7 protein-coding genes are annotated in these 6,398 nt (G+C 64.1%); 4 read left to right on the forward strand and 3 right to left on the reverse strand.

The features are described from left to right. Window positions 1-57 precede the first annotated feature (57 nt). Together Q0S16_RS18505 and Q0S16_RS18510 are read right to left on the reverse strand one after the other, a co-directional pair. Window positions 58-867, reverse strand: coding sequence for a DUF2927 domain-containing protein (locus Q0S16_RS18505; protein WP_295851206.1), 810 nt, complete (start codon window positions 865-867; stop codon window positions 58-60). A gap of 94 nt (window positions 868-961) precedes the next feature. Continuing rightward, window positions 962-1,567 (reverse strand): L,D-transpeptidase, encoded by a 606-nt coding sequence (locus Q0S16_RS18510; protein WP_295851209.1) that lies wholly within the window; start codon window positions 1,565-1,567, stop codon window positions 962-964. Between the two features lie 221 nt (window positions 1,568-1,788). Here Q0S16_RS18510 and Q0S16_RS18515 point away from each other — a divergent pair, with 221 nt between their 5' ends. The 3 genes from Q0S16_RS18515 to Q0S16_RS18525 all read left to right on the forward strand — a co-directional run bounded on the left by Q0S16_RS18515 (window position 1,789) and on the right by Q0S16_RS18525 (window position 4,202). Further along, a complete protein-coding gene (locus Q0S16_RS18515) occupies window positions 1,789-3,327 on the forward strand; it encodes an acetolactate synthase large subunit (RefSeq protein WP_295851212.1) in 1,539 nt (512 codons plus the stop codon). Between the two features lie 378 nt (window positions 3,328-3,705). Beyond that, window positions 3,706-3,927, forward strand: a complete 222-nt coding sequence (locus tag Q0S16_RS18520) for a hypothetical protein (protein ID WP_295851214.1) — start codon at window positions 3,706-3,708, stop codon at window positions 3,925-3,927. After that, the gene (locus Q0S16_RS18525; protein WP_295851216.1) at window positions 3,924-4,202 is read left to right on the forward strand and encodes a hypothetical protein; all 279 of its coding nucleotides are present in this window, start codon (window positions 3,924-3,926) and stop codon (window positions 4,200-4,202) included. Before Q0S16_RS18520 ends, Q0S16_RS18525 begins: the two co-directional genes overlap by 4 nt. Here Q0S16_RS18525 and Q0S16_RS18530 read toward each other — a convergent pair. Next, window positions 4,157-4,978 (reverse strand): helix-turn-helix transcriptional regulator, encoded by an 822-nt coding sequence (locus Q0S16_RS18530; protein WP_295851217.1) that lies wholly within the window; start codon window positions 4,976-4,978, stop codon window positions 4,157-4,159. The genes Q0S16_RS18525 and Q0S16_RS18530 overlap by 46 nt on opposite strands. 199 nt (window positions 4,979-5,177) lie before the next feature. On the opposite strand from Q0S16_RS18530, the gene Q0S16_RS18535 reads away from it, so the two are divergent. After that, window positions 5,178-6,107, forward strand: coding sequence for a glyoxylate/hydroxypyruvate reductase A (locus tag Q0S16_RS18535; RefSeq protein ID WP_366517841.1), 930 nt, complete (start codon window positions 5,178-5,180; stop codon window positions 6,105-6,107). Window positions 6,108-6,398: the final 291 nt, after the last annotated feature.

Below are 6,398 nucleotides of genomic sequence, written 5' to 3' on the forward strand. Positions count from 1 at the left end.
CGCCAGCCGGCTTCGCCGTCTGCCGCATCCCGGAATGATAACTATTTCAAGGCCGCGCTACTCCGCCAGCCCGTTGACCTTACCGACCCAGCTCCGCACGTCCACCAGCACCGCGGGCAGCACCAGCTTGACCTCCTGCACGGTCATGCCGGCCTTGATGCGGGGGTCGTACAGGATGTTGAGAAGGTACTGGTCGTAGACATCGAAGAAGCCCATCTGGACGTTGTCATTGAACATCGTCCACGGCACCGTGCTGGTATCGTTGATCGGGCCCAGCGACTGCAGCAGTTCCTCATAAGCGCAATCGAGGAAGATGAAGTCGCCATTGTCGACGGTGAGGATGACGTCGGAATGTTCGATCTCGTAGGCGTCGTTCTTGCGGAATCCGGACAGGCACTGCGGATCGAGCGACTCGCGGATCTCGCTGGCGCGGTCGGCGCCGTAGAAGGTGGTAATGGTGCGGTAGAGGTCGCGGTCGCGCACCAGCTTGACGAGCACATTGGCATCGTCGCTGCTGTCCGACATCGCGATATTGAGATGCTGAATACGCTTGGCGATGTCGGTGACGACCCGGGCGATCTGCGATTTGCGATCGGCGCGGCCGTCCGCGTAGACCCGCACCGGCAACTCATATTTGCGGATCCGGTCGACGCGGCCGGCCAGGTGGTATTCGGCGCCGAACGCGGTCTTGAAAAAGCCATCGACAATCTCGCTGTCGGTGAAGACCTTCTTCTCGTTGCGCTGGCGCGAGATCACAGCGGCGGGTTCGGCGGTGGCGATCGCCGGCGTTTCCAGGCCAAGCGGCACTGTCGCGGCGATCAGGGCCGCCAGGGCATTCAGGAGTTTAGCTGAAAGGCGCGTCCGCATTGCCGTCAAGTTCTCGCAATGCACACGCCAGCGCAAGCCTGAATGCTCGCCGGGCGGGGAAAACGGCGGCACGACTGGCGCCGCCGCCAGAAGCCTAGTTCTTGACGATCACCGTGGCGCCGACCTGGACGCGGTTATACAGGTCGATGACATCGTCATTGACCATGCGGAAGCAGCCCGAGGATACCGCCTGGCCGATGGTCTCCGGCTCGTTGGAACCGTGGATACGGTACAGCGTCGAGCCGAGATACATGGCGCGGGCGCCCAGCGGGTTGTCGGGGCCGCCTTCCATGTGGCGGGGCAAATCGGGGCGGCGCGCCAGCATCTGCGACGGCGGCGTCCAGCTCGGCCATTCCTTCTTCGCCGTGACGCGGTGCACGCCGCCCCAGCGGAAGCCGTCGCGGCCGACGCCGATGCCGTAGCGAAGCGCCTGGCCGTTGCCCTGTACAAGATAGAGGCGCCGCTCGGCGGTGTTCACCACGATGGTGCCGGGGGCATAATTGCTCTCGAAGCCGACCACCATGCGCGGCACCGGCCCGGAGCCGCTCGGCGTGCCCAGATTGGAGAAGAAGTTGGCAAACGGGGAATCATGGACCTGGGCTTCCGGTGCCGGCGGCTGTTGGCGCATCCGGGCCTCGGCCGGCAGCGCCAGGGTGATCAGTGCGGCGGCCGCAAAAAACAGCGAAAACAAACGCTTCATCGTATTTCCTCGCCCCTGTGAAGTGAGTCCCAGACAGGCCACAATTTGCCGGAATCCGCAAGCCACCGCCGTGTGATAGGTGCCCTGAAGGCGGTTGCACGCGATGCCACCGGGGGGCCGCCTTGCCGCACACAGGGGTTGCGTTTGCGCCCTTTGACGGGAACCGCGAACAATGGTTGATCTGCCGGGTCATTGAAGAAGTTTGAAACGGGAGTGAGACGATGAACGGTGCGGAAAGCCTGGTACGGACCCTGGTCGCGGGCAAGGTCGATGTCTGCTTTGCCAATCCCGGCACCTCGGAGATGCACTTCGTCGCCGCGCTCGACCGCGTCGAGGGTATGCGCTGTGTGCTCGGGCTGTTCGAAGGCGTCGTCACCGGCGCCGCCGACGGCTATTACCGCATGAAGGGCACGCCGGCCTCGACGCTGCTGCATCTCGGCCCCGGCCTCGCCAATGGCCTCGCTAATCTGCACAACGCCAAGAAGGCCAATTCCGGCATTGTCAACATTGTCGGCCAGCACGCCGTTTACCACATCGAATATAACGCGCCGCTGACCTCGGACATCGAAGGTCTGGCGCGACCGATGTCGCAATGGGTCCGCACCTCGCCGGACTCGAAGATGATCGCCAGGGACGGCGCCGACGCCATCGCCGCGGCCAAGAACGCGCAGGTCGCCACTCTGATCCTGCCCGCCGACACCGCCTGGGGCGAGGCTGATGGGATCGCCGAAGTCCCGCTGGACAACCAGCGCGGAAGCTATTCGACGCAGGCGGTGGACGCCGCGGCGAAGGTGTTGAAGTCCGGCGAGCCGACGCTGCTGCTGATGACCGGCGGCGCGTTGACCGAGCACGGGCTGGCGCTAGCGGCGCAGGTGGCGGGCAAGACTGGCTGCAAGGTAATGGGCCAGACCTACAATCCGCGGATGGCGCGCGGCGCCGGCCGTTTCGCCATCGACCGGATTCCTTATGTGATCGAGCTGGCGCTGCCGATCCTGAAGGATTTCAAGCATATCATCCTGGTCGAGGCCAATGATCCGGTGGCGTTTTTCGCCTATCCGAACAAGCCGAGCATGCTCAAGCCGGAAGGTTGCGAGGTGCATCGCATGACCTCGGGCGGCGAGAATTCGGTGGCGGCGCTGGAAGCGCTGGCCGGCGCGCTCGGCGCCAAGCCTTCGGATGCGCAGCCGCAAAAGCTGCTCGAACTGGTGAAGCCGACCGGTGCGCTGAACCACACCACGATCGCGCAGGCGATCGCGCGGGCGATCCCGGAAAACGCCATCATGGTCGACGAGTCGCTGACCACCGGCCGCGGCTTCTTCCCGCCGACGGCGGCGGCGAAGCCGCATGACTGGCTGCAGAACATGGGCGGCTCGATCGGCTTCTCGACGCCGGTGGCGACCGGGGCCGCGGTGGCGTGCCCGGACCGCAAGGTGATTTGCATGGTCGGCGACGGCAGCGCGATGTATACGCTGCAATCGCTATGGACCCAGGCCCGCGAAAGTCTCGACGTCACCACCATCGTGTTCGCCAACCGCAAATATCAGATCCTGCTCGGCGAATTCAGCGGCGTTGGTGCCGGCGAGCCGGGCCAGCGCGCGCTCGACATGCTCAACCTCGACCGTCCCGCGCTGGACTGGGTGTCGCTCGCCAAGGGCATGGGCGTGCCGGCGCGCTCGGTTACCTCGGCAGATGAATTTAATATCGCGCTCGCCGATGCTATGGCCGAGAAGGGACCGAAGCTGATCGAGGTTGTGACGTAGATTTCGCGCTGCCTATACGACAGGTCAAAAGGCTCCGGATCGCTCCGGAGCCTTTTTTGGTCGAGCGGCATGTCTGGAGTTAGTTCCCGCCACCACCCTTAGCGCGGCCTTCGACAGAGATGTTCGATCCGGTCGCGCCGGTTGACGCATTCGATCCGCTGCTCCGCGTTTTCAGGCGATGCCCGCGGTTCGAACGCGGTTCGATAAAACACGTTCCACAACTAGCAAAACGAATCGGCGGGAACCGCAGCTATACTACGCATCCGCGCCGGATGACGCGCCCTGCGTTCGCAGCGAAGCAGTCATCTCATGATGAATTGTCCAGCAAAGGGTCCGCGACCGAACAGACAGAATGGCGCGCGGTTGCCATAACAAAACATGGCCAGAAATCGTTGGGACGATAAGCAGATCGAGGTTTTGAAGGGGCTGATTGCGCGCAATCTGTCGCTGGCGCGGGCTGCCGTGATCATGAAGCGCCCGCAGACCTCGGTGCAGATTCAGGCGCGCAAGCTTGGCACGCCATTCCCCGGAATCCGCGCCGTCAAGGCGACGCTGAAAGCCAGGATTGAAGCTGCCGAGAAAAAGGCTTCGTTGCGTTGAGTAGCGCGATCGAAGTGATTGTCGCCATCTATGTTGATTTGGGCCAGTTGGTGACGCTGCAGGACCTCAAGGCGCATCGCGAAAAGCTCGCCGCCAGCATGCGGAGCCGGGACGACTTCGAATACAGCCTGCTGCTCCGTCAGATTGGCGATGATGTGGTGGCGATCGACGCCGGCATCCGCCGGCTGCGTGCCCAAACCGAGGCCCGGCTGGCAGAGGGCGTTGATGGCTATACGGCGGCGGCCGGCATCTTGTCGGCGCTCCAGCGCAGATAATCGCGCGGCGAGATTCCCATCGAGCGGCGGAACATGGCGCTGAACGCGCTCGGGCTATCATAGCCGAGATCGAGTGCTACCGACGTCACCGGCTCGCGCTGGTTCAACCGCGACAGCGCCTCCATTAATCGGACCTGCTGCCGCCATTCCGCGAAGCTCATGCCGGTTTCGCGGCGGAACAGCCGCGTCAGCGTACGGCGACCGAGTCCGCCGACCTGCGACCATGATTCCAGATCTTGATTATTGCCGGGATCGCGCAGGATCGCTTCGCAGATCCGCGCCAGCCGGCGATCTCGCGGCATCGGCGCGCGCAAAGGCACCGCCGGCATGCGGCCGATCTCGGCCAGCATCAATTGCATGATCTGGCCCTCGCGCCCGGCCTGGTCATATTCGGTCGGGAAGGTGACCGCCTCGTTGATCAGCGCCCGCACCAAGGTGGACACTTCCAGCAGCCGGCAACTGTTCGGCAAATCGACGGCGGCGTCCGGCTCGATATAGAGCGTGCGCAACTGCACGCTGCCCCAGCAGCGGCTCTGGTGCATGACGCCCGGCGGAATCCACAGCGCATGCTGCGGCGACACCGTCCAGCTACCGGTTTCCGTAATGACCGTCATCACCCCGGTCAGGCCGTGCAGGAACTGGGCGCGGCGATGGCTATGGCGGACGCCGACGCCGCCGGAACAGAATTCGGCGGCCATCGCCACGACAGGACGTTCTGCGTCCTGTAACGCGTCGGCCTGGCGACCGCTGGCCTCGAAGCCGCAAAAGCTGACCATTGAAGGCGGCGCCACGCGGCGGCGTGGCGTTTCGGACGAAACAATAGCGATATGGCCCATACGCGATAGATCCTGACCCGATGCAGACAGAGTTGACGCGCGCAGCTCGTGCATCCCGGGTGAGGGATTGCGCACGCCGCCTGCGGACGTCACAGATCCACCAAGCAGACTTCATGCCAGCGCTGCCAATGGAACGCGAATGACACGTATTACCGTACTGACCACCCTTTCCAGCCAGATGGACTTTCTCGACGACCATCTAAAACGCGCGGTGCCCGATGCCATCGTGACGCACTGGCCAGATGATGGCGCTCTCGAGGGCGAAGTCGCGGTGCGCTGGAAGCCGCCCGCCGGCGTGATGGCGACGATGCCAAAGCTGCGGCTGATCCACTCGATCGCCGCCGGCGTTGACAACGTGTTGTCGGATCGGGATCTGCCGGCGCTGCCGTTGTGTCGCATCGTCGATCCCGATCTCGCGGCGGCGATGGCCGAATATGTGCTGTGGGGCACGATGTATTTTCATCGCGATTTTGATCGCGTGGCCGCCAATGCCCGCAACGGGCACTGGCATCGCTACGACCAAGTCGCGGCGGCCAACAAGCGGGTCGGCATCCTCGGCCTTGGCACGCTGGGCATCGAGGCGGCGCGGTTGCTGAAGGCGGTTGGCTACACCGTGTCGGGCTGGTCGCGGTCGGCGAAACAGGTTGACGGCGTGACGATGTTTGCTGGCGACGCGGCGTTGGGCGGGTTTCTGGCGCAGACCGATATTCTGGTCTGCCTGCTGCCGTTGACGCCGGCGACGGCCGGCATCCTGAATGCGGAATTGTTTGCGCAGCTTCCGAAAGACGCGGCGCTGATCCTGTGCAGCCGCGGCGAGCATCTGGTGGCACCGGATCTGGTGGCGTCATTGCGGTCGGGCCATCTGCGCGGCGCCGTACTCGACGTGTTCGACCAGGAACCGCTGCTGCCAGACAACCCGCTATGGACCGAGCCGGGTATTCTGGTGACGCCGCATATGGCTGCGCTGGCGAGACCGCGGGTGATTGCCGACCAGATCGCCGAGAACATCCGTCGCCTGAACGCCGGTGATGCGCTGCTCAACTGCGTCGATCCCGCGCACGGTTACTGAATCCGCAAATCGGCTGGCCCGATCGCGACGATGGTCGGCCCGGCAGCGGCGGCGGTATCGATCTTGCAAGAACATCCTCACCTGTCGCCGCGCATCGCGCGTTCGACCGAAGTCGGCATCAATCAAGAGGAACGGCATGAACAGACGTGAATTCACCAGACTGATGGCGCTGACCGGCACCGCAATCAGCGCCGGGATTCCGCTCGGCCTGACGCGCGCCGTCGGTCAGACCAAGGGCGGCACCCTCAACACCATCATCCAGCCCGAGCCGCCGATCCTCGTCACCGCGCT

This window comes from Tardiphaga sp., assembly GCF_025356345.1.
In the GTDB taxonomy this organism is placed as follows: domain Bacteria; phylum Pseudomonadota; class Alphaproteobacteria; order Rhizobiales; family Xanthobacteraceae; genus Tardiphaga.